This is a genomic window from Saccharothrix obliqua (assembly GCF_019375475.1).
In the GTDB taxonomy this organism is placed as follows: Bacteria; Actinomycetota; Actinomycetes; order Mycobacteriales; family Pseudonocardiaceae; genus Actinosynnema; species Actinosynnema obliqua.
In genome coordinates, this window is sequence record NZ_JAHXGQ010000001.1 from 1,043,792 (window position 1) to 1,070,744 (window position 26,953).

Here is a 26,953-nt window from a genome sequence, read left to right on the forward strand (position 1 = left end):
CGAACCGCGCTCGTTCCCTGAGCGCAAACACGCTTTTCGTTTGCGCTCAGGGAACGAGGGTGGTTGTCTTGACCAGGCCATACGGGGATGACACGCAGCCTGCTCTTGATGTCATCCTTGGCGGTCTGCCAAGCGGCGAGCGTTGCTTTTAATCCCGAGCCCCTGAGGAGCAGCACTTCACGCGGCCGACGAATTCGGCCGGTGCTTCCCGGGAAGCACCGGCAGCCGGGCGAAGCCGCCGCGCCAGTCGCTGTGCCGCGAACGGGAAACCCGATTCGACACCACGACCCTGCCCAAGCGTGAGCCTCGTCACCGATCACAATGAGGCTCATGCTCTCCACCCCCGAAGGTCGTTTCCGCGCACTCGCCCTGGCCGAAGCCGTCTCCTGGGCCGGCCTCCTCATCGGCATGTTCTTCAAGTACGTGGTGGGCCCCGAGATCGGCGTGAAGATCTTCGGCCCGATCCACGGCGTGATCTTCGTCGGCTACGTGCTCACGGCCCTCATGATGGCGCAGCGCTGGAACCGCGCCACCCTGATCTGGGCGCTGGTCGCCAGCATCCCCCCGTTCGGGACGGTGTTCTTCGAGCGGTGGGCGATGCGCTCCGGGAAGCTCGCGACCGGCTGAGATCAGTCCGAGAAGTCCCCGACCGCCCGCCGCACGCGGGCCAACAGGTCGGTGAGCTGCTCGGTCTGCCGCTCCGTGAGCCCGCGGAGCCCGAACCCCACCTCCGTCACCGCCTCGGTGGCCGCCTCCCGCCGCGCGAGCCCGTCCGGCGTGATCTCCACCAGCGTGGTGCGCCGGTCGGTGGGGTGCGGGTTGCGGCGGACCAGGCCGTCGGCCTCCAGGCGGTCCACGATGTTGGTCACGCTGGTCGGGTGGAGTTGCAGCCGCTCGCCCATCACCCGCATGGGGAGGCTCCCGGTGCGGGCGAACGTCAGCAGCACCAGCGCCTCGAACCGGGCGAACGTGAGGCCGTGCGGTTTGAGGGCCGCGTCCACCGCGGACTGGATGATCTGCTGCACTCGCATGACACTGGTCACCGCGGCCATCGCGGTCGACGGTCCGATCCGCTTCTCCCACAGCTCGGCGGCGCGCGCGATGGGGTCGAACGGGAGCGGCTGGGACGTCATGCGCCGAAGCTACCAGTGGGTTAGTCAAGGGAGGACCAGTGCTCGTCGCGTTCAGCGTCAGCCCGCTCGGCGGGGAGTCCGACAGCGTTGCGGAAGCGGTCGCGGAGGCGGTTCGGGTGGTGCGTGAGTCCGGGCTGCCGAACGAGACCAACGCGATGTTCACGCTGGTTGAGGGGGAGTGGGACGAGGTGATGGACGTCGTGAAACGGGCCACCGAAGCGGTGGGCGCGGTGGCTCCCCGGGTGGGGCTCGTGTTGAAGGCGGACATCAGGCCGGGCTTCACCGGGCAGCTCACGGCCAAGGTCGAGCGGGTGGAGGAAGCGCTCCTTCGGTCTGGTGAGTAGTCGGCCTTCCTACTAATTTGGGCTCATGACGCCCCGCGACCTCTGGATCCGGTTCGAGACCTACCACGACGTCACCTACTTCACCCCGGAGTCCAGGGCCGTCACCGATGCCCTGGGCTGCCGCGGCGGTTGGATGGGGTACTTCGGGATGCGCGCCGCGCCGCTCGGCGCGGTCGGCCCGGAGGCCGTCACGGCGGCGTTCTACAGCTTCCACCCGACGCGCGTGGCCCGAGCACTCCCCGCCGCGTGGGCCGTGGCCCCGCCGGAGCGGTTCCTGGAGGCGCGGTTGGAGGGCGTGGACGCCGCGCTGCGCCGGATGCTGCCGACGCTGGACGTGGCGGAGGCGGCCGGGTTGGCGGTGGCGGCGGCGGGCTCGACGGAGCTGGCGGGTCGCGTGCTCGGCGCGGCCAACGCCGGGTTGGACCTGCCCGGGGAACCGCACCTGGCGTTGTGGCAGGCGTGCACGACGCTGCGCGAGTCGCGCGGGGACGGGCACGTGGCGGCGTTGGTGGCGGCCGACCTGGCGCCGTGCGAGGCGTTGGTGTTGTTCGGCGCGGACAACGGGCTGGACCCGGCCTACCTCCGGACCGCTCGCGGGTGGGACGAGGAGGAGTGGGCCGGTGCGGAGGCGGCGCTCGCGTCGCGCGGGTTGTTCTCGGGGGGTGGGCTGACCGCCGAGGGGAAGGCGCTGCGGGTCGACATCGAGCGCCGGACCGACGACGCCGCGGCGCGGCCGTGGCGGGCGCTGGGCGAGGAGCGCACGGCGCGGTTCCTCGACCTGATGACGCCGCTGGTGTTGGCGTTGGGGCGGCAGAACGAGGCGATGCGCGTGAATCCGTTGGGGTTGGACGTGGTGGAGGCGTTGGGTTGAGTTGATTTGAGCCACGAGTCGCGCCCGAGTCGAGCCCGAGTCGAGCCACGCGTCCGCGAGTTGGGCCGACCCGCTGGATACCACCACTTGCTCCCCTGAACGCGGACTCGTGCCAGGATGGAGCCGTGACAAGGCCTGACCCTCGAAAGACCGCTGCACTGTCCGCCGCGCTGTCCGGGGCAGTCGACCTCGGCGCGCTGAAGGCACGGGCCGACGCCGTCCGTCAGCGCCCCGCCTCCGCCCCGCCGTCGGCCGGTGACGGCGGGCCCAGCCCGTGGGTGCTCGACGTCACCGAGGCCACGTTCCAGTCGGTCGTCGAGCGATCGATGGACATCCCCGTCGTGGTGGAGCTGACCGCGTCGTGGAGCCCCGAGGCTGGACAGCTCTCCCCGGTTTTGGAGCGTGCCGCGCGGGCCGGCGGTGGCGCGTGGTTGCTCGCCCGCGTCGACCTCGACGCCAGCCCGCGCGTGGGCCAGGTGTTCGGCGTGCAGTCGGTGCCGACGGTCGTAGCCGTGGCCGCCGGGCAGCCCGTGGACGCGTTCGCCGGGCCGCTGCCCGAGGCGGAGTTCCAGCAGTGGATCACGCGGCTGCTGGACGCGCTGCGCGACCGCCTGCCGGGCATCAAGGCCGCCGAGGCCGCGGTCGGCGGTGGTGAGGTGGAGGAGCCGGAGGACCCCCGCTTCACGGCCGCCGAGGAGGCGTTCGAGCGTGGTGACTTCGACGGGGCGATCGCCGGCTACGAGGCCATCCTCGCCGCCGAACCGGGCAACGCCGAGGCCAAGGCCGCCCTCGCGCAGGTCCGCTTCACCGCTCGCGCGGAGAGCCTGACGCCGGACGCCGTGGCGGCGGCCGACGCCCGGCCGGACGACGTGGACGCGCAGCTCGCGGCGGCCGACGTCGAGTTGGCGGGCCAGGACGTGGAGAAGGCGTTCGGCCGGCTGATCGACACGGTGCGCCGGGTGTTCGGGGAGGACCGGGATCGGGTGCGGGAGCACCTGGTCGGGTTGTTCGAGTTGTTCCCGGCCGATGATGAGCGGGTGGCGAAGGCTCGGCGGAATCTGGCTTCGGCGTTGTTCTGAGGGTGTGCCCTCGGGATTAAAAGCAACGCTCGCCGCTTGGCAGGCCGCCAAGGATGACATCAAGGGCGGGCTGCGTGTCATCCCCGTATGGCCTGGTCAAGACAACCACCCTCGTTCCCTGAGCGCAAACGAAAAGCGTGTTTGCGCTCAGGGAACGAGCGCGGTTCGCTGGCGCGCAGGCCATACGGGGATGACACGCAGCGGGGCGGGGTGTGTGGCTTCGCCGCCGAGCGAGGTGGGCCGGTCAGCCCGAGTATTTGCGGGTGCAGAGGCCGAAGCCGTTGAAGAAGCCGTCGCGGAAGGCTTCTACCCGGGCGAAGCCCGACGGGACCACGGTGCCGTTGACGTCTGCCGCGATGAGGCTGCGGTCGGCCAGCAGTTCGGCCACGGCCTCGTCCAGGTCGCCCGAGGAAAGGCGCAGCTTGGCGGCGCGTTCCGTGGTCGTGCCGGCCCACGCCCCGGTCAGGCAGGCGGTGCGCAGCCCGGCCGCGGGGCCCTCCAGCGGGTAGCCGGTGGCCTTCTGGATCGACAGGGCGAAGCGGGACGCGATCTCCGCGAAGGCGGCGAAGTCGCCGATCCCGCCCTTCTGACCGCGTTTCGGCGGGGTGCCGATGCGGACCAGTTCCGGGAGGTCGATGGAGATGGTGTTGGTCGCCGGGCAGTACGCGGCCGGGGTGGTTTCCTTCGCGTCCGGGCAGTTGTTGTCGCCCGACGTGAACGTGGGCGGTGTCGCGCCGCTCTGCTTGTACGCGTTGCGGAGGCTTTCCTCCAGCAGGTCCAGGTAACGCTGGTCGTCCACCTTCGGGTTGCCCTTGCCCTGGCCGGTGTCGACGTCCTTGACGTCGAACTTCTGCTGGGTGATGCGGGTCTTGATCTCCTGGTCGTCGATCTCCGCGCAGCGCTTCGGGTCACCGCCGAAGCCGAACTGGAAGGCGGCCACGCGGTCGAACGCGCTGCCGTGCGCGCCCTGCTTCTCGGCGGACGTGCCTGCCGCGTCGCGGATGAAGAACATGGTGGCCAGGACCTGGTTGAGGCCGGGACCGGTGGAGATCCGGAAGTGCTTGGACTTCCCCTCGGCCATCCACCGGAAGAAGTTGCCGGCGTAGCAGTCCGCCTGCTGCTCCTTGATGATCGACGGCGTGGCCTGGTTGACGCCGCCGTCGGCGCCCAGCTTGTACTGCACGGCGTGACCCATCTCGTGGGCCAGCACGGTCACCACGGCCATCGGGCCGAACGCGTCGTCCAGCATGGGCAGCAGGTCACCGCGGTCCCAGGCGATGCTGTCGTCCAGGGAGCAGTAGAACGCGTTCGCGACGCCCTTGGTGTTGGTGCGGCAGATCTCCACCCCGTCACCGGTGGAGTCGTACGACACCAGGCGCTTCACCGGCTCGAACCCGCGCCCGCCGAAGTTCTTCGGCAGCTGCTCGGCCCAATACTCCTCGACGTCGGCCAGCGCGTTGATCGCCAAGCGGTCCATCTCGCCGCCGTCGCCGTTCTCCACGGACAGGTCCGCGTCGGGCACGCCGGGCTTCGGACCGCTCTCGCCGGTGGTGATGTCGAGACCCGCGACCTTCGAGACGTCCGGCTTCTCCGCGCGTGGCAAGCCGTTCACGGTCTGCGCGCAGCCGGCGGTCAATGCGGCGACCGCGACGAGCGCCGCGACCGTGTACACCCGTCGTGCCATGCCTGGAGCCCCATCCCGATCAGTGCGGTCGACCGAACCCTACTTGGCCGCACACGAACGTGTGACGGAACTAGGGCGTGTCCTCGATGTCGCGGGAACTTCCGGGGAGCCTGCCGGAAAGACAGGGCCTTGCCTGACCGCCGTCTCCGCGCGCCGGCGGGGCCGCGCTCCCGCGCTGAGGACAGGCCCTAGCCGAGGCCGCACGCCTTGACGCCCTCGAACACCCCGCCCCGGAACACCTCGACGCGCTTGAAGCCCGAGTCCACGGTGGCGCCGCCGGACGCGTCGCGGGCCGCGTAGTCGTGGGCGAGCAACACCTGCACGGCTTCGTCGAGGTCACCGGGGGAGAGCCCGAAGCCCTGCCGGCGGTCGAACACCTCGCGGGTGTACGCGCCCGCCAGGCAGAGCGCGCCGGCCGCGGCCTCGCCGCCGGCCACCTCCACGCCCAGCGCGGCCCGCGCGGCGAGGCCGTAACGCGACGCGAGCAGGACACCGGTGGCGTAGTCGCCGAGCTTGGCGTGCAGCTTCGGCAGGTCCTCGGCGACCTCCACCTGCACCGAACCGTCCCGCGGGCAGAACGCCACCGGGCCCTGGTCGCCGGAGCAGTCCGGTTCCTGCCGCACGGGCGTGCTCTTCGGCGCGTTCCACGTCTTGCCCTTGCCGGTGACGAGCGCCGAGTAGAAGTTGTTGAGGTCGGGTGTGATGGCGTCGAGCATGTCCGCGAACGGCAGGTTCCCGCCGCGGTCGCGGTCGTCGAGGTCGGTGAACGACTTCTGCGTGAACGGCCGGTTCTCCACGGTCATCGCGCCGCAGAACTTCGCGCCCTGCTGGTAGCCGTCCTGGAAGGCGGACACCCGGTCGAACGCGTTGCCGTGCGCGGACCGGTCGGCCGGTGACGTGCCGACCGGGTCGCGGAAGCTGACCAGTGCGCCGACGGCCGCGTCCAGGGTGTCCGCGCCGATGTCGAGGTGCTGGGACCGGCCGTCGTTGACCCACTTGGTGAAGGTGCCGGCGAAGCAGTCCGCCATCGCCTCGGTGAGGATCGTCGGGTACTTCTCCGGTTCGCGCCGCTCGGCCTCCGGCGTGATGCCCATCCGGCGCTGCACGGCGTGCCCCATCTCGTGCGCCAGCACGATGACCACGGCGGCGTCGCCGTAGCGGTCCTGGAGCACCGGCAGCAGCGCCGCGCGGTCCCACGCGATGGCGTCGGCGCTCGGGCAGTAGAACGCGTTGCCCTCGACGTCGCTCGCCTTCTCGGTGCACGGCGGGGGTTTCGCGGACGGGTCGGACGTGTCGACCGAGTAGACCCCGCCGTCGAGGGGCTGCCACTTCTCGCCGAACGTGGCGGGGAACGCCTCCTGCCAGAACGCGTCGACGTCGGTGATCGCGGTGCCCGCGAGCCGGTCGATGGTCCCGCCGTCGGTGCCCCGGATGAACCCCGGGTCGACGCCGCCCCCGGCCACCACCTTGCCCGCCACCGCGCGCCCGTCGACCAACTGGGTGCACCCCGTGGCCACGAGCGCCGTCGATACCACCGCAACCAGCAGGACCAGCCGAGCCGATGCGCGCCGCATCGCACCATTGTGCCGCCTGGAGCCGCTGGCTGGGGTGCCCTCGAACAACCCGGGAACCGAGTGGGAGCGAGTGGGGGACCGGGTGGGAGCGAGTGGGGGACCGAGTGGGGGACCGAGTGGGAGCGAGTTGGAGACCGAGTGGGAGCGAGTTGGAGACCGAGTGGGGACGGAGTCGGAGGCCGGGCTGGTGGCGGAGCTGGTTCGCGGTCGGTTCGCGGTCGGTTCGGGTGACGGTCGGGTGCCGGTCGGGTGGTGGTCGGGTGGTGGTCGAGCCGGGCAGCGGGGCCGGGTGGCCATCCGGGTGGTGGTCGAGCCGGCTGGTGGTGGGGTGGCGGTCGGGCCGGTTGGGTGCGGTGTGGTCGGTCCGGATGGCAGAGGTGCGGTCGACCGGTTGACGGTGACGCGACCGGGCCCTACCGTAAGGAAAGGTTCCTAACTAATTCCCCTCCTGAGCCGCCGCCCCGGACCGTGAGGAGAAAGCCTTGCGCCGAGTAGCGCCACTGGCCGCTGTGGGCCTGCTCGTCCTGGTCGTGCAACCGCTGACCGCGGCCAGCGCGCCCGCCGACATCCTGCTCTCCCAGAACCGGCCGACAACCGCGTCCTCCGCGGAGGACACCGACTACGCACCCCAGTTCGCGGTCGACGGCCGCGCCGACACCCGCTGGGCCAGCGCGCCCGGCATCGACCCCCAGTGGCTCGCCGTGGACCTCGGCGCGGTCGCCGAGGTGCACCGCGTGAAGCTCCGCTGGGAGGCCGCGTACGCCACCAAGTACCAGGTCCAGCTGTCCAACGACGCCAAGTCGTGGACCGACATCAGCAGCCGCTCCACCGGTGACGGCGACTCCGACGACCACCAGAACCTGAAGCACTCGGGCCGCTACCTGCGCATCCTCGGCACGCAGCGGGCCACCGAGTACGGCTACTCGCTGTGGGAGCTGGAGGTCTTCGGCGTCCGACCGGGCAACGGCGACACCACCGCGCCGACCGCACCGGGCTCGCCCCGCGTCACCGGCACGACCGCGAACAGCGCGTCGCTCGCCTGGAACGCCGCCACGGACGACGTGGGCGTCGTCGGCTACGACGTGCTCCGCGACGGCGTGGTGGTCGGCGACGCCACCGGCACGGCCTTCACCGACAGCGGTCTCGCGCCGGGGACCACGTACGAGTACGCGGTCAAGGCGCGGGACGCGGCGGGCAACACCTCGCCCGCCAGCGCGACCGTCCGGGCCACGACCGGTGCGAGCGGCGGTTCGTTCGTCGTCGCCGCGGCCGGTGACATCGCCGAGCAGTGCACGTCGAGCGATTCCTCGTGCGTGCACCCGAAGACCGCCAAGCTGGTCGAGCAGATGAACCCGGTCGCCGTGATCACCATGGGCGACAACCAGTACGACGATGCGCACCTGTCCGACTTCCGCAACTACTACGACAAGACCTGGGGCCGGTTCAAGGCCAAGACCAAGCCGGTGCCGGGCAACCACGAGACCTACGACAGCCCGCCGCTGAGCGGTTACAAGAACTACTTCGGGTCCATCGCCACGCCGCAGGGCAAGACCTACTACTCCTGGGACCACGGCAACTGGCACTTCGTCGCGCTCGACTCGACCGAGTCCGGCAAGGCGGCGACCGCGCAGCAGGAGTGGCTGAAGCGAGACCTCGCCGCGACCGACAAGGGCTGCGTGGCGGCCTACTTCCACCACCCGCGCTGGAGTTCCGGCGAGCACGGCAACAACACCAGCAGCGCCTGGCTGTGGGACACCCTGGTCGCCAACAAGGCCGACCTGGTGCTGGGCGGGCACGACCACCACTACGAGCGGTTCAAGCCGCTCAACGCGAGCGGCAAGGCGGACCCCAACGGCCTCCGCTCGGTGATCGGCGGCGGTGGTGGCGCATCGCTTTACAAGGTGTCCGCCAACCCGGCCGTCACCGAGTTCGCCAAGTCCACGTACGGGGTGCTCAAGCTGACGCTCACCGACACCACGTACTCGTGGCAGCTCATCGGCCTGGACGGCAAGGCCATCGACAGCACCCCGACCTACACCTGCCGCTGATGTACATCGCGACCGCGCGCCAGGCCCCGGTCTCCGGCGACCGGGGCCGGGTAGCCCGCAACGTCCTCGCGCTCGGGCTGGTCAGCCTGGTCACCGACATCTCCTCGGAGATGGTCACGGCCGTGCTGCCGCTGTACTTCGTGGTCGCGCTCGGGTTGAGCCCGCTCCAGTTCGGTGTGCTGGACGGGCTCTACTCCGGGGTGACCGCGGTGGTGCGCCTGCTGGGTGGCGCCGCCGCCGACCGGTGGCAGCGCCGCAAGGCCGTGGCGATGGCGGGTTACGGCCTGTCGGCGGCGGCGAAGGTCGGGTTGCTGGTGGTGTCCTCGCCGGTGGCGCTGGGCGGCGTGCTCGCCGTCGACCGGACCGGCAAGGGCCTGCGCACCGCGCCGCGTGACGCGTTGATCTCGCTGAGCAGCGAGCCCGGCGCGTTGGGCCGGGCGTTCGGGGTGCACCGGGCGATGGACACGGTGGGCGCGTTCATCGGGCCGCTGGCCGCGATGGGCGTGCTGTGGGCGAGCCTCGGCTCGTACGACGCCGTCTTCGTCACCAGCTTCTGCTTCGCCGTGCTCGGCGTGGTGCTGCTCGGCGTGCTGGTGCGTGACCGGCGGTCGCCGCTGCCCGCCCGGCCGTCGCTGAAGCCGCTGTGGCGCAAGGGGTTCCGCCGGATCACCGGCTGGGCCGCGGTGCTCGGCGCGGTGACCGTGAGCGACGCGTTCCTGTACCTGCTGCTGCAACAGGAACTCCGGCTCGACGCGGTGCACTTCCCGCTGCTGGCCCTGGGCACGGCGGGGGTGTACCTGCTGCTGGCCGTGCCGCTGGGCAGGCTCGCGGACCGGGTCGGGCGGTGGCCGGTGTTCCTCGCCGGTCACGTGGCGCTCGCGGCGGCGTTCGGGCTGCTGCTCACGCCGTACGTGAACGTCTTCGTGGTGTTGGCGCTGCACGGCGCGTTCTACGCGGCGACCGACGGCGTGCTGCCGGCCGCCGCCGCGCCCGTGCTGCCCGACGAGCTGCGCACCAGCGGCATGGCCGTGCTGCAAACCGGTCAGGCGCTGGCGAAACTGGTTTCCTCTGTCCTGTTTGGAGCGATGTGGACGCTGTGGGGAGCGCAAACGGCGGTGGCGGTGTCCCTCGGGGCGCTGGCCGCCGTCCTGGTTGGCGCATCGGTGTTGCGGCCGCTGTCGTCCTGATCCTGGCCGCCGCGGTGTACGTGGTGCACGCGCGGGGCCGCGCGGCGGAGGCGGTGGGCGGGTGCGCCCGGACGTCGGCGGCGGCGGGCACGGAGGCGTGCCTGACCGCCCTGCCGGGCCTGCCCGCGATGGTCGAGCTGAAGGTGACCGCGCGGGGTCGGGAGGTGCGGCACGAGCTGCCGGGCATCCCGAGCAGGCTCCAGGTGTCGCCGAGCGGCCGGATGGTGTCGTGGACGGTGTTCGTGTCCGGTGACTCGTACAACACGGAGGGTTTCTCCACGCGCACCGGAATCCTCGACACGGCGAACGACGAGCTGCGCAAGTCGATCGAGGACATCCCGCTGTTCGTGGCCGGGGAGCGTTACCGCGCCCCGGACCTGAACTTCTGGGGCGTCACGTTCACCGCCGACGACACCCGGTTCTACGCCACCGCGGCGAGCCGGGGCCGCACGCACCTGGTCGAGGCCGACTACCGGTCGTGGGAGGCGCGTGCGCTGCGGGACAACGTGGAGTGCCCGTCGCTGTCCCCGGACGGCACGCGGCTGGTGTTCAAGAAGCGGGTGTCGCCCGGACCGTGGCGGCTGCACGTGCTGGACCTGCGAACCATGGCCGAGACCGCGCTGGCCGAGGAACGCAGCGTCGACGACCAGGCGGTGTGGCCGGACGACCGCACCGTGGCGTACCGGCACGACGGCCGCACCTGGCGGGCGCCCGCCGACGGTTCCGGGGAGGTCACCCCGGCATGAGCCACAGGACGCCCGCGGGCGGCAGTTGCAGCACCGCCGACGCGGGCCGTCCGTGCCACGGCTCCTCCTCCGCCACCACACCGCCGAGGTTGCCCACGCCCGAACCGCCGTAGGTCTCCGAGTCGGTGTTGACGACCTCGCGCCAGCGGCCCGCGACCGGCAGGCCCACCCGGTAGTCGAGGTGCGGCCCGCCGGAGAAGTTCGCCACGCACGCCAGCACCGAGCCGTCCTCGCCGATCCGCAGGAAGCTCAACACGTTGCCCGCCGAGTCGTTCGCGTCGATCCACGAGAAGCCCTCGGGTTTGCCGTCCGCGCTGTAGAGGGCGGGTGTCTCGCGGTAGACCCGGTTCAGGTCGCCCACCAGCGACCGGACGCCCGCGTGGAACGGCGAGTCCAGCAGGTGCCAGTCCAGCGACCGCGACTCCGACCACTCGTCGCGCTGCCCGAACTCGCCGCCCATGAACAGCAGCTGCTTGCCGGGGTGCGCCCACATGAACGCCAGCAGCGACCGCAGCCCGGCCGCCTTGTTCCAGTCGTCGCCCGGCATCCGCTGCCACAGCGAGCCCTTGCCGTGCACCACCTCGTCGTGCGACAGCGGCAGCACGAAGTTCTCGCTCCACGCGTACACCAGGGAGAACGTGATCTCGTTGTGGTGGTACGACCGGTGCACCGGCTCACGCGACAGGTAGTGCAGCGTGTCGTGCATCCACCCCATGTTCCACTTGAACCCGAACCCGAGCCCGCCCAGGTGCGTCGGCCGCGTGACGCCCGGCCACGCCGTGGACTCCTCCGCCACCATGACCACGCCGGGGTGCCGCTTGTAGACCGTGGCGTTCAGCTCCTGGAGGAACCGCACCGCGTCCAGGTTCTCCCGGCCGCCGTACTGGTTGGGCGCCCACTGGCCCTCCTGGCGGGAGTAGTCCAGGTACAGCATCGAGGCCACCGCGTCGACGCGCAGGCCGTCGATGTGGAACTCCTCGATCCAGTACAGGGCGTTGGCGACGAGGAAGTTGCGGACCTCGTTGCGCCCGAAGTCGAAGACCAGCGTGCCCCAGTCGGGGTGCTCGCCGCGGCGCGGGTCGGCGTGCTCGTACAGGGGTGTGCCGTCGAACCGGGCCAGTGCCCACGAGTCGCGCGGGAAGTGCGCGGGCACCCAGTCCATGATCACGCCGACGCCGTGGCCGTGCAGCACGTCCACGAAGTGCCGGAAGTCGTCCGGCGAGCCGAACCGGGACGTGGGCGCGTAGTACGACGTCACCTGGTAGCCCCACGACCCGCCGAACGGGTGTTCGGCCACCGGCATCAGCTCCACGTGCGTGAAACCGGACTCCACGACGTACTCGGCCAGCTCCTCGGCCAGCTCGCGGTAGCCCAGGCCCGGCCGCCACGACCCCAGGTGCACCTCGTACACGCTCATCGGGGCGTTGATCCACCGCGTGGCGTCGCGCCGGTTCTCCCACTCGGCGTCGGTCCACTCGTGCCGCGACCTCGTCACCACCGACGCCGTCGCGGGCGGTGTCTCGGTGGCGAACGCCATCGGGTCGGCCTTCTCGTGCCAGCCGCCGTCCCGGCCGAGGATGCGGAACTTGTACCGCGTCCCCTCCGGGATGCCGGGCACGAACACCTCCCACACGCCGGACGAGCCCAGCGACCGCAGCGGGTGCGCGCGGCCGTCCCAGCCGTCGAAGTCGCCGCACACCCGCACGCCGCGCGCGGTCGGCGCCCACACCGCGAACGACACGCCGGTCACCGTGCCGGCCACCGTGTCGTAGGACCGGACGTGCGCGCCCAGCACGTCCCACAGCCGCTCGTGCCTGCCCTCGCCGATCAGGTGCAGGTCCAACTCGCCGACCGTGGGCAGCCACCGGTACGGGTCGTCCACCTCCACCACGGTGTCCGGGTAGGCGACCTCCAGCCGGTAGTCGCCGGGGTGCTCGGGCAGCTCGCCCTCGAACAGGCCGTCACCCGCCCGGTCCAGGTCGAACCGCTTGTCGCCGGCGAGCACGGCCACCGCGGACGCGCCCGGCCGCAGCGCACGCGCCACCACCTCGCCCGACGGCAGGTGGTGCACGCCGAGCACCGAGTGCGGGTCGTGGTGCGACCCGGAGAGCAGCCGGTCCACGTCCTCGGTCATCGCACTCCCTCTCCAGTGATCCGGGCGATCGACGACAGCGGCACCGTCAACCACTCCGGCCGGTTCGCGTACTCGTAGGACACCTCGTACACCGCCTTGTCCAGCTCGAACGCCCGCAGCAGGTAGCCGCGCCCGCGCGGGTCGCCCACCGACTCGGCCGCCGCCTCCGCGTAGCCCTCGGTGAACGCCGCGCGGTTGCGCCGCGACCACTCCAGCGCCCGCACCGCGAGCTGGTGGTCCTCCGGCTGACCGACGAGGAGCTGGTGCGCCGCGTAGTCGAAGGATCGCAGCATCCCGGCCACGTCGCGCAGCGGGGAGCGCAACGCGGTGCGCTCGGCGATCGGCGCGCCCGGCTCGCCCTCGAAGTCGATCAGCAGCCAGCCCTGCACGGTGCGCAGCACCTGGCCCAGGTGCAGGTCGCCGTGGATGTGCTGGATGGCGACCGCGCCGGGCGTGTCGCGCGCCCGGTCGAACGCCTCGCGCAACGCGGGCACGTACGGCCGCAGCTCCGGCACCGCCGCGACCACCGAGTCCAGCCGCGCCACCATGTTGCGCACCGTCCGGTCGATGTCGCCCGCGTCCGCGCGCTGCGTGCCGAGCGCGCGCTCCAGGTCGGCGTGGACGGTCGCCACGGCCTGCCCGAGGCGTTGCGCCTCGCCCGCGAAGTCGCCGCCCACCTCGTCGGCGTGCAGGTCGCCCTCCGCCATCAGGTCCCGCACGCTGGTGGTGGCCATCGCCCAGCCGTCCACGGCGTCGGGCAGGAACTGCTGGAGCATCCCGACCGTGGTCGGCTCGCCGTCCAGCTCGCCGGTGATCGAGCCCAGCGGCTGCGCGATGTGCTCGCAGCCGACGCGGTGCAGCGCGCGGTGCAGCACCAGGTCCGGGTTCTCCCCGGTGGTCAGCTTGCGGAACAGCTTCAGGATGTACTGGCTGCCGAACACCAGCGACGTGTTGCTCTGCTCGGAGGTGATCGGCCGACCACGCAGGCCCGCCTCCAGCTCCACGCCCGGTTCGTGCGCGAACCGCAACCCGTCCACCTCGGCGCCCTCGGCCACCAGGTCCAGCAGCCTGCCCGCCAGCTCGGGGTCGGCCGTCGCGTCGTAGTCCTCCGCCAGGTCGGTCACCAGGAGCTGGTACGGCGCCCGCCGGTCGGGCTGCGCCACCTCCACCACCAGGTGCACCAGCAGCGGGTCCTCGCCGAGCACGGTGGTGCGCAGCGGGCGGACCGACGTCACCGGCCGGTCCTTGCCGCCGAACCACCGCTGCGCGGGCAGCCGCTCGGGCAGTTCGGCCACCACCTTGTCGACCAGGTCGTGGGGATCGGTCACCGCGCTCACCTCGTCTCGCCCTCGTCGCCCGACTCGACCAGCTGGAACCAGTAGAAACCGTGGCCCGGCAGCGTCAGCAGGTACGGCAGCTCGCCCACGGTGGGGAACCGCACCCCGCCGGTCAGCTCGACCGGCCGCGCGCCGCGGTGCTCGGTCAGGTCCAGCTCGACGGGTTGCGGGAACCGGGACAGGTTGTTCACGCACAGCACGATGTCCTCGTGCCCGTCGGGCCGCCGCCACCGCCGCCGGTAGGCGAGCACGCTCGGGTTCGAGCCGCCCAGGTCGGCGAAGTCGCCGTCGGCGAACGCGTGGTGCTGCTTGCGCACCTCGATCATCCGCCGGGTCCAGTTCAGCAGCGACGACTGGTTGTTGAGCTGCGCCTCCACGTTCAGGCCCTGGTAGCCGTACACCGGGTCCATGATCACCGGCAGGTAGATGCGGCCGGGGTCGCAGGAGGAGAAGCCCGCGTTGCGGTCCGGGGTCCACTGCATCGGGGTGCGGACGGCGTCCCGGTCGCCCAGCCAGATGTTGTCGCCCATGCCGATCTCGTCGCCGTAGTAGAGGACGGGCGAGCCGGGCAGCGACAGCAGCATGGCGGTGAACAGCTCCTGCTGGTTGCGGTCGTTCTCCAGGAGCGGTGCCAGGCGTCGTCTGATGCCGATGTTCGCCTTCATGCGGGGGTCTTTGGCGTACTCGGCGTACATGTAGTCGCGTTCTTCGTCGGTGACCATTTCGAGCGTCAGCTCGTCGTGGTTGCGCAGGAAGATGCCCCACTGGCAGCCGTCGGGGATCTGCGGGGTCTGGGCCAGGATCTCCGAGATCGGGAACCGCGACTCGCGGCGCACCGACATGAAGATGCGCGGCATGAGCGGGAAGTGGAACGCCATGTGGCACTCGTCGCCGCCGACCTCGGGGTTGCCGAAGTATTCGACGACGTCGCTGGGCCACTGGTTGGCCTCGGCGAGCAGGACGCGGCCGGGGTACTCGTCGTCGACGACCTTGCGGCAGCGCTTGAGGAAGTCGTGGGTGCGCGGCAGGTTCTCGCAGTTGGTGCCCTCCTGCTCGAACAGGTAGGGCACGGCGTCCAGCCGGAACCCGTCGATGCCGAGGTCGAGCCAGAACCGCAGGGTGTCCAGCATGGCCTCCTGCACGTCCGGGTTCTCGAAGTTCAGGTCCGGCTGGTGCGAGAAGAAGCGGTGCCAGTAGAACTGGCCCCGCACCGGGTCGTAGGTCCAGTTCGAGGACTCGGTGTCCACGAAGATGATGCGGGCGTCGGCGTACCGCTGGTCGTCGTCGCTCCAGACGTAGAAGTCGCCGTACGGCCCGTCGGGCTCGGCGCGGGACTGCTGGAACCACGGGTGCGCGTCGCTGGTGTGGTTGAGCACCAGGTCCGTGATGACCCGGATGCCCCGCCGGTGCGCCTCGTCCAGCAGGTAGACGAAGTCCTCGACCGAGCCGAACTCGGGCAGCACCGCCCGGAAGTCGGAGATGTCGTACCCGCCGTCACGCAGCGGCGACGCGTAGAACGGCGGCAGCCACAGGCAGTCGACGCCGAGCCACTCCAGGTAGTCCAACCGGGACGCGAGGCCCCGCAGGTCGCCGGTGCCGTCGCCGTTCGAGTCGCTGAACGCGCGCACCAGCACCTCGTAGAACACCGCGCCCTTGAACCAGCCGGGTTCGCGCGGCGCCAGCTTCGCCGACCGGAAGTCCTCCGCCTGCGGCTCGACCAGCAGGCCGTCCGCGCCGATGGCCTCGCCGGTGTGCGGCACGCCCTCCAGTCCGGTCAGCGCGGCGTCGGGTCGCGGGTCTTCTGCCATCTGCTCCACCTCGTCCCACCTCGTCGGGGGTACGGTCGACCGTCCCTCGCGCCGCGGTGCGCGGGGACTGCGCGTCGAGAGTTTTCGCTGTGTTAGCTGCCGAACCTGCGCTGCACGCTCACCACGTGCGCCGACGCGCGCCACGGCTCCAGGCGGACGTAGTTGGCCTGGCCCCAGTCCCAGGTCTCGCCGGTCACCTCGTCGTGCGCGATCAGGCGTTCCGGCCAGTCGAAGCCGAGCGAGGGCAGGTCGAGCCACAGCGTGCCGTCCTGCGCGCCGTGCGGGTCCAGGTTCACCACCACGACCACGGTGTCGCCGCTGCCCGGGTCCTGTTTGGAGTAGGCGATCAGCGCGGGGTTCTCGACGTGGTGGAAGCGCAGCGTCCGCATCTGCTGCAACGCGGGGTGCGCGCGGCGGATGGCGTTGAGCCTGCGCAGCCACGGCTCCAGCGAGCGGCCCTCCGCGAGGGCCTGCCGGTAGTCGCGGGGGCGGAGCTGGTACTTCTCCGAGTCCAGGTACTCCTCGCTGCCCTCGCGGACCGCCTGGTGCTCGAACAGCTCGTACCCCGAGTACACGCCCCACGTGGGGGACAGGGTGGCGGCGAGCGCGGCGCGCAGCGCGAACATGCCCGGCCCGCCGTGCTGCAACGACGCGTGCAGGATGTCCGGGGTGTTGACGAACAGGTTCGGCCGGGCCTCGTCCCAGTGCTCGACCAGCTCCACCCCGAACTCGGTCAGCTCCTCCTTCGTGGTTCGCCAGGTGAAGTACGTGTAGCTCTGCGTGAAGCCGAGCTTCGCCAGCCCGTAGAGCCGGGCCGGGCGGGTGAACGCCTCGGACAGGAACAGCACGTCCGGGTGGGCGTCCTTCACGGTGCGGATCAGCCACTGCCAGAAGTCCGGCGGCTTGGTGTGCGGGTTGTCGACCCGGAAGATGCGCACCCCGTGGTCGACCCAGTGCAGCACGACGCGCAGCACCTCGTTGTAGATGCCCTGGGGGTCGTTGTCGAAGTTGACCGGGTAGATGTCCTGGTACTTCTTCGGCGGGTTCTCCGCGTACGCGATGCTGCCGTCCGGTCGGGTGGTGAACCACTCGGGGTGCTTGAGCACCCACGGGTGGTCCGGCGCGCACTGGAGGGCCAGGTCCAGCGCCACCTCCAGACCCAACTCGTGCGCCCTGGCGACGAACGCGTCGAAGTCCTCGATGGTGCCCAGCCGCGGGTGCACGGCGTCGTGGCCGCCCTCGTCCGCGCCGATCGCCCACGTCGAGCCGGGGTCGTCCTCGGTCGCGGTGAGGGTGTTGTTGGGGCCCTTGCGGTTCACCCGGCCGATCGGGTGGATCGGCGGCAGGTAGGCGACGTCGAAGCCCATCGCGGCGACCCGGTCCAGTTCGCGGGCGGCCGTGGCGAACGTGCCGTGCACCGGCACACCCGTCTCGTCCACCCCGCCCGTGGAGCGCGGGAAGAACTCGTACCAGGAGCCGAACGCGGCGCGCCGGCGGTCCACCCAGAGCTGCTGCGACCGGCCCTTGGTGATCAGGTCGCGCACCGGGTGGTCGTGCATCACCTGGCGGACCTCCGGCGCCAGCGCCGGCGCGACCCGCTCGGCCAGCGGGCGGTCCTCGTCGCGCAACGCGGCGGCGGCGTTCACCAGCAGCGGCTTGTCCCGCCTGCGGTCCGGGCGGCGGGCCACGCGGTCCAGCAGGCGCGCGCCCGTCTCCAGGTCGTTGTGCAGGTCCTCCGGGCCCTGGCCGGCGGCGATCTTCACCTCCACGGCGTGCTGCCACGTGGCCCACGGGTCGGACCAGGCGTCCACGCGGAAGGTCCAGGCGCCCTCGCCGTCCGGCACGATCGTGGCGGTCCAGCGGTCCAGCCCGACGCCGACCGGCGACATCCGCGTCTGTCTCGCGACCCGGTCGCCCGGCCCCCGCCACGTGACGGTGGCGGCGACGGCGTCGTGGCCCTCGCGCCACACCGTCGCCTGGACGGGGACGTGCTCGCCGACCACGGCCTTGGCCGGGTACCGGCCGCAGCTCACGGTCGGGGAGACGTCGTCGATCCCGAGTCGTCCGCTCATCGGCAGCGCCCCTCTCCTGGTGTGACGCTTGCACGGTCAAGTTTGCCCGCAGCGGTCGCACATCGCGTCACCGGGGACTCCGTACTCGCTGTTCCTACCCCGTACGGATGGTTCGCACACCAAGTCCCGCCATCAGGAACCGGATTCCCAGTCCCCGGAGTGGTTGTCACACGTACGGGCGAGCGTTGCGGCGTCCCGCCGGGTGATGATCACCTGGTGCCGCCGCGCGGGCGTGGACCATGCTGGGCGAGGCGCTTTTCGCGGTGCGGGCGCGGCGGGAACGGCGGTGTGAACGGGGGATCAACAACACCGACCGGTCCCGGCGGACCACAGAGGAGCGTGCGTGCCGACACCACGTCGAGGGTGATCGACCCGTGCACCGGTCGGGGCGCGGCCCGCGGTGGTGCACCGCGGGCCGGCCGCCCGGGACGATCCACCGCTGTCGGGGTGCGGCGGCGCACCGCCGCCCCGGGGTCGATTCCGCCCGGGGCCGCAGCGGTGCGTTGCGGTGGGACCCGCCGACTGGGTACGAAGGAACACCCGGGCGCGGTCCGCGCAGGTCGAGCCGGATCGGTCCCGGCGTTGATTCGGGTGACCGTTGCTCCGCACCGCTGGATGGGGGATAAGGTCCGACGCCATGCGAGCACTCCGCCGGTTCACCGTCCGGGCCAGCCTGCCAGAGCCGCTGTCCGCACTGGGCACGCTCGCCACGAACCTGCGCTGGACGTGGCACCAGCCGACCCAGGACCTGTTCGCCTCCATCGAACCCGCGCTCTGGTCGCGGGACGCCGACCCGCTGCGGCTGCTGTCCACGGTCGCGCCGGAGCGGCTGGAGGCGTTGGCGCGCGACGAGCAGTTCCTCGCCCACACCCGCGCCCTCGCCGACGACCTCACCCGCTACACCAGCGGCCCGCGCTGGTTCCAGCGCCGCCAGGACGAGGTGCGGCAGCGGCGCGAGCGCGGCGACCACGCGCTGAGCCCGCTGCCGACGGCCGTCGCCTACTTCTCCATGGAGTTCGGCGTCACCGAGGCCCTGCCGAACTACTCGGGCGGCCTGGGCGTGCTGGCGGGCGACCACCTCAAGGCCGCGTCCGACCTCGGCGTGCCGCTGATCGCCGTGGGCCTGCTCTACCGGTCCGGCTACTTCCGCCAGGCGTTGTCCCTGGACGGCTGGCAGATCGAGCACTACCCGGTGCTCGACCCGCGCGGCCTGCCGCTGGAGCTGCTGACCGAGCCGTCCGGCGCGCCGATCCTGGTGCACGTGGCCATGCCCGGCGACCGCGTGCTGCGCGCGAAGGTCTGGAAGGCGCAGGTCGGCCGCATCCCGCTGCTGCTGCTCGACTCCGACGTCGAGGAGAACGACGAGGACCTGCGCGGCGTCACGGACCGCCTGTACGGCGGCGACCAGGACCACCGCATCCGGCAGGAGATCCTGGCCGGCGTGGGCGGCGTGCGCGCCGTGCGCACGTTCTGCGAGCTGACCGGCCACCCGAGCCCCGAGGTGTTCCACACCAACGAGGGCCACGCGGGCTTCCTCGGCCTGGAGCGCATCCGCGAGCTGGTCACCGGCGCGGGGCTCGACTTCGACCAGGCGCTGGCGGCGGTGCGGGCGGGCACCGTGTTCACCACGCACACCCCCGTGCCCGCGGGCATCGACCGGTTCCCGGTGGACCTCGTGCAGCACTACTTCGGCGCGGAGACGCTGCTGCCGGGCGTGAGCACGCAGCGCATCCTCGCGCTGGGCGCGGAGGAGAACCCGGGCCTGTTCAACATGGCCCACATGGGCCTGCGGCTGGCGCAGCGGGCGAACGGCGTGTCGAAGCTGCACGGCGAGGTCAGCCGGGAGATGTTCCGCGGCCTGTGGCCGGGTTTCGACGTGACCGAGGTGCCGATCGGGTCGGTGACCAACGGCGTGCACGGCCCGACCTGGGCGGCGGGTGAGATGAGCCGCCTGCTCGGGGAGTCCGACGACGCGGGTGTCGGGCTGCGCGGTTTCGAGCCGGTCACCGACCAGCGGCTGTGGGAGCTGCGCAACGACCTGCGCCGCAAGCTGGTGGACGAGGTGCGCCGCCGCACCCGGCTGTCGTGGCTCCAGCGCGGCGCGTCCGCCCTGGAGCTGGGGTGGACCGACGCGGTGTTCGACCCCGACGTGCTGACCGTCGGCTTCGCCCGGCGCGTGCCCACGTACAAGCGGCTCACGCTGATGCTGCGCGACCCGGAGCGGCTGCGTGCGCTCCTGCTGCACCCGGAGCGGCCGGTGCAGCTGGTGGTGGCGGGCAAGTCGCACCCGGCCGACGACGGCGGCAAGGCGTTGATCCAGCAGATCGTGCGGTTCGCGGACGACGCGGGCGTGCGCCACCGGATCGTGTTCCTGCCGGACTACGACATGTCGATGGCCCGCTACCTGTACTGGGGCTGCGACGTGTGGCTGAACAACCCGATGCGACCGCTGGAGGCGTGCGGCACGTCGGGCATGAAGTCGGCGCTCAACGGCGGACTGAACCTGTCCATCCGCGACGGCTGGTGGGACGAGCTGTACGACGGCAGCAACGGCTGGGCCATCCCCACCGCGGACGGCGTCACCGACCCGACCCGCCGCGACGACCTGGAGGCGGCGGCCCTCTACGACCTGCTGGGCAGCCAGGTCGCGCCGCTGTTCTACGACCGCGGCGACAACGGCGTGCCCACCCGCTGGCTGGCCATGGTGCGGCACACCCTGGCCTCGCTGGGCCCGGCGGTGCAGGCGTCGCGCATGGTGCGCGAGTACGTGGAGAACCTGTACGCACCGGCCGCCGCGTCGGCGGGTTCGGTGGTGGGTGACGGCTTCCGCGGCGCGAAGGAGCTGGCGGCGTACCGGCACCGGTTGCGCGCGGCGTGGCCGCGGGTCCGCGTGCTGGAATCCGAGATGTCGTTGAACGGCTCCACCGCGCCGCTGCTCGGCACGCCGGTCGAGGTGCGGGCGCGGGTCGAGCTGGCCGGGCTGGAACCGTCCGAGGTGGACGTGCAGGTCGTGCTCGGCAAGGTCGGCGACTCGGACGAGCTGTACGACGTGGTCACCCGGACCATGCGGTACGCGGGCAACGGCAACTACGAGATCGAGGTGCCGCTGCCGCACGCGGGCGCGGTGGGCTACACGGTGCGCGTGCTGCCGCACCACGACCTGCTCGCGTCACCGGCCGAACTCGGTCGGGTCGTGCTGGCCGGTTAAACACCGGATGTGCCCCCGTGGTCCGGTCCGCCGGGCCACGGGCGCGCGGAGGCCGCGTCACGTCGGGTGCGCGGCACTTCGCCGACCTGCCGTTGTCACGGGTCGTGACAAGCGAACGGGGGCCGTTCGTCAGCGCAACCGGTGAACTCTCGACCGGCCCTTGTCGCCGGTCCGTCCGGTGTGGACCGTCGTCGGCGGGTTGATCACCGAACGTCACGCCGTTCACGCGTGATCACGAGTGCTGGGCCGGCGGGGTGGAGCGGCTGGACGCGGGTGATCACCCTCCGCTGCCCGCAGTGCGGCGGTATTCCGCTGTGCCCGCCCGTTCACCTCCGCCATCACGCTTCCGGTGGGCACTCCGCGTCGTTCCGTGATCACCTGGAAGTGCGATCCGATCACCGCGTTCCCGCATTCGTGAGTAACGTCGGTGCCGCCGGGAGAGCGCGGCGGGGGAATACCGCCGGGCCGCCGGGATTGTTGCGCATCCCTAGGGAGAATAACGCATGATCAAGAAGGCGTTCCTCGTCGCCGTCGCGGCGCTCGGGGTCGGTTTGCTCGGGTCGCCCGCGCACGCGGATTCCGCGCCGAACAAGGACCTGCTGGACACCCAGCTGTTCGCGGTGACCGTGAAGACGCTGGCCGACAACACGTGGAACGAAGGCAACGGCAACATCTCCGGCGCGGGCAACATCGGCGGCAACGGCAACAACGTGGGCAACAACAACAACGGCGGCAACGGCAACAGCAACGGCGGCGCGGGCAACATCATCGGCCCCGGCAACCACGGCGGGAACGGCAGCGGCAACTCCGTGACGCCACCGTGGGTCAACCTGGTCGGCTGACCGGCACGCGGTACCCGGCGGACTCTCCGCCGCCGGGCACCACGCCGCCTCCCGGGTTTCCCGGGAATTCACGGACCGCGGCACCGCACCCGCCCTCGGTGCGGTGCCGCCCCCTTTTCCGGTCAGCTGATCGAAAGGCGGGCCGCGGTTTCCGCGACGCGGGGCAGCCATTCGGCCAGTGCGCGTGCTTCGGTGAGCGTGCGGCGCGCCGCCGCGTTGTCACCGGCGGCCATCTGCGCGCGGGCGATGGTGGCGAGCGCGTCCGCCCGGCCGAGCGCGCTCTCACTCGTGTGCTTCGCCTGGGTGGCGAGTTCGATCGCGCGGTCCGGTTCCTGTTCCAGCAGGGCGAGCTGCGCCAACGTGCCGGTGCACCGGTACTTCGGGTAACCGAGCTGGACGGCGCCGTCCGCCGCCCGCCGCGCCGCGCCCATCCCGACCTCCACCGGCAACTGGCCCGCTTCCATGGCGTTGGCCGTGGAACTGGCCATTTCCGCCATCACGAACGCCATGTCCCGCTGGTCCAGGTCGGTGCGGCCGACGAGCTTGCTCACCAGGTGCAGGGCCTCGGCGTAGCGGGTGCGCATGGTGAGCACCGCGACCTGCGAGCCGATGGCCACCAGCAGGGTCGGGTGCGTGGCGACCAGCTCGGCGGCGACCCGTTCGGCCCGGTCCAGGTCGCCCACCGCGAGCGCGTCGGACACCTCGTTCACCATCGGCGTGGCCTCGTACTCCTCGACCACCCGGCCGGTGAGGCGCGGCAGCCGGAACAGGAACCAGCCCGCCGACGTGCCGCCCGCGCCCCGCCGCGGCAGCAGGCCGTGCAGCAGCACGGCCGAGGAGGCGAGCGCGACACCCCGGCCGAGCGGTGATCCCGCGAGCAGCACCCACGTCGCCGCCACGGCGAGCCCGGTGATCAGGACCGAGGTGAGGGAGGTCAGCCACAGGCGGCGGCGCACCGGCGCGCGCACCGACGTGAGACCGACCGACAGGATGAGCGGCACGTTCCGCAACACCACCCGCCGCCGCGGCGAGTTCCAGGTGCGCACCTCGCCACCGACGCCGATGACGAGCGACGAAACCCGAACCCGCCACACCGCCGCGCCCGCCAGCAGGCCGAGCTGCAACAACGCCATGCCGGCGAGCAGCCCGCACGCGGCCCCGACGAGACTCGCCGCCCACGCGCCCGGCTCCCGGACGACCAGCCCGATGACGACCAGCGCCGCCAGCACCTTCCACACAAGCGTGCTGACGCGGGCGGCGCGGCCCCGGTTCCCCGCACCGGCGGCTGGGTCGAGCCGTGCGCGTACGCGGGACCACGACGGGGACGTCATCCCGGGCGGCGTGGCGTACCCCGACTTCCTGCGCATGAATCGCGCCGCGGCAGTGAAGGCGGCCGGACTCCCGCCGCCGCCGGAGCCCGGCGGCGGGCATCCGCGTGCCCGCGAACAGTCGCCGGCCGGGGGCAGCGGCCGAGCGGTCAGGTGATGGCGGGGGTGGCGCCCGGGCGCACCGGCAGGCCGGCCGCCGCGTACGCGCGGAAGCCGCCGACCAGGTCGGTGGCGTTCGGGAGGCCGACCCGTTGCAGGTCGCGTGCGGCGAGGCTGGAGGCGTACCCCTCGTTGCACAGGACGACCACGGTGGTGCCCGCGTCGAAACCCGGGATCCGGTGGTCGCCGCCCGGGTCGAGCCGCCACTCCAGCACGATCCGCTCCACCGGCACGGAACCCGGCACCTCGCCCTCGGCGAGCCGGTTGTGGTGTGGTCGGATGTCCACGACCAGGGCGTCGGCGAGCCCGGCCAGCTCCTCCGGCGCGACCCGGCGCAAGCCGGCCCGCGCCTCCGCCAACAACGTCTCCGCGCTCACGGCCCCTCCTGGTCGGCGAGCACCCGGAGCTGCTCCAGCGGCAGGCGCTGGGCGGGCAGCGGCGGGATCTCGGCCGGGATGTCGAGCAGACTCGGGTACTCCCGGGTCGGCACCAGCGGTGGCGAGTAGGCGTGCACGCTCGACGCGCCCACCACGCCCTTGTTGATCACTTGGTGGGCCCGGCCGGCACCGAACCCGATCGCGGAGCCCACGCCCCGCGCGGCGGACCGGACGGGACCGCCCGGGTAACGGTAGTCCTCGGCCAGCTCGCCGGTGAGGACGGTGAACGAGCCCGCCGCGCCGCCGTGGTCGTGCGGCTCGGTGCCCTGACCGGGCAGCCAGGACAGCAGCCACAGCTCGACGCCCTCGGTGAGGCCGAGCCGGGCCCACCACCGGCGTTCCGGGTCGAATTCGAGGATCGACAGCAGTCGGGTGGTCAATTCGCTCGCCACGAACGACGTGAGATCGCGGAGTTCCCGCGGGGTCCACAATTCACGGGTCGGCTGAATGAGGTCGCGCAACAGCGGGACGTCCAACGCGGGGTGGAGGTCGGCGTGCGGGAGAACGGTGGTCAAAACGCGCTCCTGATGGCTACGAAATCGTGCGGGGTAGCGATCGAGACGCGACGGGGCAGTGCGGGACCGGACCGGCCGGTCAGGTGCCGCTGCCGCGCCGCGTCCGGCTACACCCGCACGACGCCACGAGGAGGAGGTCGATCGTGCGGTCACGCCAAGTGAGCAACGGACGGGCCACGACGGCATAGTGCCACGCGGTCCGCCCCCCGCGCACCCGCTCTCACCAGCCAAGATTGCGTCGGGAACCGAGCAAACCGACGGTCACGCCGACGCGTCGGGCACGCGCAGCAACAACAGCGAACGCGGTCCCAGCTCGACCGACGTGCCGGGGAGCAGTGCTTCCGGCACGGCGGGCGACCCGTCGGCGGTGGTCGTGTCGACCACCGGTTCGAACCGCTCGCCGTACTCCGCGTCGGGCAGTGTGACGGAAATCGCGGTCGCGCCGGAGTGCAGCAACAGCAACCACGAGTCGTCGGAAACCAATTCACCTTCACGGGTGCGCGACAACGACGTGGAACCGTCGATCCACATCCCCAGGAACCGCCGGCCCTCGTCGAACCAGTCGGTTTCCGCCATCTCCTCGCCGTCCGGCCGGAACCACACCAGGTCGGGCGCGCCGGACGGCGTGGTCCGCCCGTCGAAGAACTCCGGCTGGCGCAGCGCGGGGCTCGCCGCGCGCACCCCGATCACCCGCCGCGCGAACGCGAGCACCGCCTCGCCCTCGTCGGCGACCTTCCACTGCACCCACGACGTCTCGTCGTCCAGGCAGTAGGCGTTGTTGTTGCCGCCCTGCGTGCGCCACAGCTCGTCGCCCGCGGTCAGCATCGGCGTCCCGGTCGACAGCAGCAGCGTGGCCAGCAGGTTGCGCGCCTGGCGCGCCCGCAGCGCCAGCACCTCCGGATCGGTGGTCTCGCCCTCGGCGCCGCAGTTCCACGACCGGTTGTCGTTCGTGCCGTCCCGGTTGTCCTCGCCGTTGGCCTCGTTGTGCTTCTCGTTGTACGACACCAGGTCCCGCAGCGTGAAACCGTCGTGCGCGGTGATGAAGTTGATCGACTGCCACGGGCGGCGCAGGTCGTCGGCGTACAGGTCGGACGAGCCGGACAGCCGGTAGGCCAGGTCGCGCACGCCGGTGTGGCCGCGCCAGAAGTCGCGCACGGTGTCCCGGTACCGGCCGTTCCACTCGGCCCACTGCACGCCGAAGTCACCGACCCGGTAGCCGTCGCCGGTCGCGTCCCACGGCTCGGCGATCAGCTTGCACCGGGACAGCACCGGGTCCGCCGTGATCGCGGTGAGCATGGCCGACGCCCGGTCGAACCCGCCGCCGCCCGGCCGGCCCAGCGTGGACGCCAGGTCGAACCGGAACCCGTCCACGCCCAGTTCCGCGGTCCAGTACCGCAGCGAGTCCGTCACCAGCCGCACCACCTGCGGCGACCCGGACTCCAGCGTGTTGCCGCACCCGGTGATGTCGAGCGTGCCGCCGCCCTCGATGTGCAGGTAGTAGCCGGGCGCGTCGTAGCCGCGGAAGGACAGCGTCGGACCGTCCGGGCCGCCCTCGCAGGTGTGGTTGAACACGACGTCGACCAGGACCTCCAGCCCGGCGGCGTGCAGCGCGGCGACCATGGTCCGGAACTCCTCGACCTCCCGGCCCGGTTCGGACGCGTAGCCGGGGTGCGGCGCGAAGTAGCTCAGCGGCGAGTAGCCCCAGTAGTTGTGCCTGCCCGCGTTGATCAGCGCCGCCTCGTCCACGAACGCGTGCACCGGCAACAGCTCCACGGTGGTCACGCCGAGGCGCACCAGGTGCTCCACCACGGCCGGGTGCGCGAGGCCCAGGTACGTGCCGCGCAGGTGCGGTGGCACCGCCGGGTGCAGCTTGGTGAAGCCCCGCACGTGCAGCTCGTAGACCACGGCCTCCTCGAACGGCACGTCCGGTTTCACGCCGGTGTCCGGCCCGCCCGGCGACGTCACCACGGACAGCGGCACGCTGCCCAGCGAGTCGACCGACGACGGCGGACCGTGCATCGGGTCGTCCACGTAGCCCAGCGCCGCCTCCAGCGACGTGAGCCCGCCCGTGATCCTCGTCGCGTACGGGTCGACCAGCAGCTTCGCCGGGTTGCAGCGCAACCCGCGCGCCGGGTCGTACGGCCCGTGCACCCGGTACCCGTAGCGTTGGCCGGGTGTGATCCCGGACACGGTGCCGTGCCAGACGCCGAACGTCCGCTCGGTCAGCTCCAGGCGTTCCTCCGAGCCGTCTTCGCTGATCAAGCACACCTCGACGGCGGTGGCGGGTGGGGCGGACACCGCGAAGCGCACCCCACCGGCCTCCGGGTGGGCGCCCAGCGGGAACGGTCGGCCGGCGAGCAGGGACGTGTCGACTGCCATACCCCCGATCCTCCCAGGATCGGGCCCGCCGTTGGGGACGACGGCCCTGCCGCCCCCGCGCGTCGGGC

The 26,953-nt window shown here is 71.9% G+C and carries 20 protein-coding genes; 9 read left to right on the top strand and 11 right to left on the bottom strand.

What is annotated here, in order from left to right:
• The first annotated feature begins 330 nt into the window (after nucleotides 1–330).
• Nucleotides 331–627, top strand: coding sequence for a DUF3817 domain-containing protein (locus KZQ38_RS05050; RefSeq protein WP_219438823.1), 297 nt, complete (start codon nucleotides 331–333; stop codon nucleotides 625–627).
• A gap of 2 nt (nucleotides 628–629) precedes the next feature.
• Here the strand turns inward: KZQ38_RS05050 and KZQ38_RS05055 are convergent, their stop codons facing one another.
• Nucleotides 630–1,133 (bottom strand): MarR family winged helix-turn-helix transcriptional regulator, encoded by a 504-nt coding sequence (locus KZQ38_RS05055; RefSeq protein WP_219438825.1) that lies wholly within the window; start codon nucleotides 1,131–1,133, stop codon nucleotides 630–632.
• Between the two features lie 38 nt (nucleotides 1,134–1,171).
• Here KZQ38_RS05055 and KZQ38_RS05060 point away from each other — a divergent pair, with 38 nt between their 5' ends.
• The 3 genes from KZQ38_RS05060 to KZQ38_RS05070 all read left to right on the top strand — a co-directional run bounded on the left by KZQ38_RS05060 (nucleotide 1,172) and on the right by KZQ38_RS05070 (nucleotide 3,427).
• Nucleotides 1,172–1,477: an MTH1187 family thiamine-binding protein gene (locus tag KZQ38_RS05060; RefSeq protein ID WP_219438827.1), complete on the top strand. Its 306-nt coding sequence runs from the start codon at nucleotides 1,172–1,174 to the stop codon at nucleotides 1,475–1,477.
• A gap of 25 nt (nucleotides 1,478–1,502) precedes the next feature.
• Nucleotides 1,503–2,348: an SCO6745 family protein gene (locus KZQ38_RS05065; protein WP_219438829.1), complete on the top strand. Its 846-nt coding sequence runs from the start codon at nucleotides 1,503–1,505 to the stop codon at nucleotides 2,346–2,348.
• 125 nt (nucleotides 2,349–2,473) lie between these two features.
• Nucleotides 2,474–3,427, top strand: coding sequence for a tetratricopeptide repeat protein (locus KZQ38_RS05070; protein ID WP_219438831.1), 954 nt, complete (start codon nucleotides 2,474–2,476; stop codon nucleotides 3,425–3,427).
• A 244-nt stretch (nucleotides 3,428–3,671) separates the two neighbouring features.
• Here the strand turns inward: KZQ38_RS05070 and KZQ38_RS05075 are convergent, their stop codons facing one another.
• The gene (locus KZQ38_RS05075; RefSeq protein ID WP_219438833.1) at nucleotides 3,672–5,111 is read right to left on the bottom strand and encodes a neutral zinc metallopeptidase; all 1,440 of its coding nucleotides are present in this window, start codon (nucleotides 5,109–5,111) and stop codon (nucleotides 3,672–3,674) included.
• Between the two features lie 188 nt (nucleotides 5,112–5,299).
• Nucleotides 5,300–6,685 carry a neutral zinc metallopeptidase gene (locus KZQ38_RS05080; RefSeq protein ID WP_219438835.1) on the bottom strand — a complete coding sequence of 462 codons (1,386 nt, stop codon included), beginning with the start codon at nucleotides 6,683–6,685 and terminating at the stop codon, nucleotides 5,300–5,302.
• 482 nt (nucleotides 6,686–7,167) lie between these two features.
• Here KZQ38_RS05080 and KZQ38_RS05085 point away from each other — a divergent pair, with 482 nt between their 5' ends.
• From KZQ38_RS05085 to KZQ38_RS05095, 3 genes are read left to right on the top strand one after another with little or no spacing between them, the layout of a single operon-like run.
• Nucleotides 7,168–8,733 carry a discoidin domain-containing protein gene (locus tag KZQ38_RS05085; RefSeq protein WP_219438837.1) on the top strand — a complete coding sequence of 522 codons (1,566 nt, stop codon included), beginning with the start codon at nucleotides 7,168–7,170 and terminating at the stop codon, nucleotides 8,731–8,733.
• Nucleotides 8,733–9,920, top strand: coding sequence for an MFS transporter (locus KZQ38_RS05090; RefSeq protein WP_219438839.1), 1,188 nt, complete (start codon nucleotides 8,733–8,735; stop codon nucleotides 9,918–9,920). The genes KZQ38_RS05085 and KZQ38_RS05090 overlap by 1 nt, the downstream gene beginning before the upstream one ends.
• Before the next feature lie 14 nt (nucleotides 9,921–9,934).
• Nucleotides 9,935–10,666, top strand: coding sequence for a TolB-like translocation protein (locus tag KZQ38_RS05095; RefSeq protein WP_308258248.1), 732 nt, complete (start codon nucleotides 9,935–9,937; stop codon nucleotides 10,664–10,666).
• Here KZQ38_RS05095 and glgB read toward each other — a convergent pair.
• The 4 genes from glgB to KZQ38_RS05115 form a co-directional block, all read right to left on the bottom strand.
• Complete coding sequence (gene glgB / locus KZQ38_RS05100) at nucleotides 10,653–12,800, bottom strand: 1,4-alpha-glucan branching protein GlgB (RefSeq protein WP_219438841.1); 2,148 nt, start codon at nucleotides 12,798–12,800, stop codon at nucleotides 10,653–10,655. The two genes, KZQ38_RS05095 and glgB, sit on opposite strands and share 14 nt — an antisense overlap.
• A complete protein-coding gene (locus KZQ38_RS05105) occupies nucleotides 12,797–14,128 on the bottom strand; it encodes a maltokinase N-terminal cap-like domain-containing protein (RefSeq protein WP_219438843.1) in 1,332 nt (443 codons plus the stop codon). Before KZQ38_RS05105 ends, glgB begins: the two co-directional genes overlap by 4 nt.
• Nucleotides 14,129–14,133: 5 nt before the next feature.
• A complete protein-coding gene (gene treS / locus KZQ38_RS05110) occupies nucleotides 14,134–15,945 on the bottom strand; it encodes a maltose alpha-D-glucosyltransferase (RefSeq protein WP_219438845.1) in 1,812 nt (603 codons plus the stop codon).
• Between the two features lie 92 nt (nucleotides 15,946–16,037).
• Nucleotides 16,038–18,017, bottom strand: a complete 1,980-nt coding sequence (locus KZQ38_RS05115; protein ID WP_219438847.1) for an alpha-1,4-glucan--maltose-1-phosphate maltosyltransferase — start codon at nucleotides 18,015–18,017, stop codon at nucleotides 16,038–16,040.
• 637 nt (nucleotides 18,018–18,654) lie between these two features.
• Here KZQ38_RS05115 and glgP point away from each other — a divergent pair.
• Nucleotides 18,655–21,225 carry an alpha-glucan family phosphorylase gene (gene glgP, locus KZQ38_RS05120; RefSeq protein ID WP_219438849.1) on the top strand — a complete coding sequence of 857 codons (2,571 nt, stop codon included), beginning with the start codon at nucleotides 18,655–18,657 and terminating at the stop codon, nucleotides 21,223–21,225.
• 503 nt (nucleotides 21,226–21,728) lie between these two features.
• On the top strand, nucleotides 21,729–22,067 hold the full coding sequence (locus tag KZQ38_RS05125) for a hypothetical protein (RefSeq protein ID WP_219438851.1): 339 nt from the start codon (nucleotides 21,729–21,731) through the stop codon (nucleotides 22,065–22,067).
• A gap of 122 nt (nucleotides 22,068–22,189) precedes the next feature.
• Here KZQ38_RS05125 and KZQ38_RS05130 read toward each other — a convergent pair whose 3' ends face one another.
• The 4 genes from KZQ38_RS05130 to glgX form a co-directional block, all read right to left on the bottom strand.
• Entirely contained in the window at nucleotides 22,190–23,434 is a 1,245-nt protein-coding gene (locus KZQ38_RS05130; RefSeq protein ID WP_257900597.1) for a tetratricopeptide repeat protein, read from the bottom strand.
• A 110-nt stretch (nucleotides 23,435–23,544) separates the two neighbouring features.
• Nucleotides 23,545–23,931 carry a rhodanese-like domain-containing protein gene (locus KZQ38_RS05135; protein WP_219438853.1) on the bottom strand — a complete coding sequence of 129 codons (387 nt, stop codon included), beginning with the start codon at nucleotides 23,929–23,931 and terminating at the stop codon, nucleotides 23,545–23,547.
• Entirely contained in the window at nucleotides 23,928–24,506 is a 579-nt protein-coding gene (locus KZQ38_RS05140; RefSeq protein ID WP_219438855.1) for a cysteine dioxygenase, read from the bottom strand. The genes KZQ38_RS05135 and KZQ38_RS05140 overlap by 4 nt, the downstream gene beginning before the upstream one ends.
• Before the next feature lie 261 nt (nucleotides 24,507–24,767).
• Nucleotides 24,768–26,885: a glycogen debranching protein GlgX gene (glgX, locus tag KZQ38_RS05145; protein ID WP_219438857.1), complete on the bottom strand. Its 2,118-nt coding sequence runs from the start codon at nucleotides 26,883–26,885 to the stop codon at nucleotides 24,768–24,770.
• Nucleotides 26,886–26,953 lie beyond the last annotated feature (68 nt).

What these genes read in the sequence shown, in the direction of transcription:
- KZQ38_RS05050 (WP_219438823.1), top strand. Translation starts at nt 331, where the DNA reads ATGCTCTCCACCCCCGAAGGTCGTTTCCGCGCACTCGCCCTGGCCGAA.
- KZQ38_RS05055 (WP_219438825.1), bottom strand. Translation starts at nt 1,133, where the DNA reads ATGACGTCCCAGCCGCTCCCGTTCGACCCCATCGCGCGCGCCGCCGAG.
- KZQ38_RS05065 (WP_219438829.1), top strand. Translation starts at nt 1,503, where the DNA reads ATGACGCCCCGCGACCTCTGGATCCGGTTCGAGACCTACCACGACGTC.
- KZQ38_RS05075 (WP_219438833.1), bottom strand. Translation starts at nt 5,111, where the DNA reads ATGGCACGACGGGTGTACACGGTCGCGGCGCTCGTCGCGGTCGCCGCA.
- KZQ38_RS05080 (WP_219438835.1), bottom strand. Translation starts at nt 6,685, where the DNA reads ATGCGGCGCGCATCGGCTCGGCTGGTCCTGCTGGTTGCGGTGGTATCG.
- KZQ38_RS05090 (WP_219438839.1), top strand. Translation starts at nt 8,733, where the DNA reads ATGTACATCGCGACCGCGCGCCAGGCCCCGGTCTCCGGCGACCGGGGC.
- glgB (WP_219438841.1), bottom strand. Translation starts at nt 12,800, where the DNA reads ATGACCGAGGACGTGGACCGGCTGCTCTCCGGGTCGCACCACGACCCG.
- treS (WP_219438845.1), bottom strand. Translation starts at nt 15,945, where the DNA reads ATGGCAGAAGACCCGCGACCCGACGCCGCGCTGACCGGACTGGAGGGC.
- KZQ38_RS05115 (WP_219438847.1), bottom strand. Translation starts at nt 18,017, where the DNA reads ATGAGCGGACGACTCGGGATCGACGACGTCTCCCCGACCGTGAGCTGC.
- glgP (WP_219438849.1), top strand. Translation starts at nt 18,655, where the DNA reads ATGCGAGCACTCCGCCGGTTCACCGTCCGGGCCAGCCTGCCAGAGCCG.
- KZQ38_RS05125 (WP_219438851.1), top strand. Translation starts at nt 21,729, where the DNA reads ATGATCAAGAAGGCGTTCCTCGTCGCCGTCGCGGCGCTCGGGGTCGGT.
- KZQ38_RS05130 (WP_257900597.1), bottom strand. Translation starts at nt 23,434, where the DNA reads ATGCGCAGGAAGTCGGGGTACGCCACGCCGCCCGGGATGACGTCCCCG.
- glgX (WP_219438857.1), bottom strand. Translation starts at nt 26,885, where the DNA reads ATGGCAGTCGACACGTCCCTGCTCGCCGGCCGACCGTTCCCGCTGGGC.